General features: G+C 73.0%; 1 protein-coding gene. It reads right to left on the reverse strand.

The features are described from left to right. Positions 1 to 156 precede the first annotated feature (156 nt). The coding region (locus AOK24_RS05730) for an AAA family ATPase (protein ID WP_055718959.1) at positions 157 to 820 on the reverse strand (664 nt) is incomplete at its 5' end.

Below are 820 nucleotides of genomic sequence, written 5' to 3' on the forward strand. Positions count from 1 at the left end.
GGCGGGTTCGGCGGGTTGCGTACGCGTCTGACATGAGTCGAGCGTAGGAGTCTGTGGCGAAATGTGCCGGTTCTGGGAGTGCCGTTCGGGGGACCAAGGGGGGCTCCTGAGCGACTGCCGGGTGCGGGGTGCCGGATAGGGGTTACCTGTGTTCGGCTACCACTTCGGCGGACTTGCAATCGCCCTCGCCAGCACCTCGTCCAGAACGCGCGCCGTGGACTCCACGTCGAGCTGCGAGTTGTCGATGATCGGCAGGCCCGAGCCGTACCAGCCGGCCATCCGGCCGTGGATGCGCGCGACCTCCTCGTCCGTGAGGCGGCGGTTGCCGGAGCGCTCCGCGTTGCGCTCCAGGACGACTTCCAGGCCGGGCAGGAGGACGACCGGCAGCAGGCCGGGGCCCACGTGCCGTTTCCAGCCGCCGAGGCCCACGGCGGGGCGGTCGGGGAAGATCGCGTCGTCGAGGATGCAGGAGATGCCGTTGGCGAGGAAGTTGCGGGCGGCGAAGCCGCAGGTGCGGCGGGCCAGGCGGTACTGGGCCTCGGAGTGGTCGTTCCAGCCGCGCTGCGGGTCGGCGAAGCCGGAGCGGACCCACTCGCGGACGTCGTCGAGGCTGATGTGGGCCGTGGGGGTGCGGCGGTGGTCGGCCCAGTACTTGGCGACGCTGGTCTTGCCGGCGCCCGCGGGGCCGATGAGCAGCACCGCCAGCATCGTGGTCGCCGGGTCGGGGACGGCCGGGGCCGGGGCGGCGACGGGTTCGCCGGGCGGCAGCGGGACGTGGCCGGTGACGTCGCCCGGGGTCTGCCGGGGCGGCGGGGAGTAC

Origin of the sequence: Streptomyces niveiscabiei, from assembly GCF_001419795.1 — a bacterium.
Classification (GTDB): Bacteria; Actinomycetota; Actinomycetes; order Streptomycetales; family Streptomycetaceae; genus Streptomyces; species Streptomyces niveiscabiei.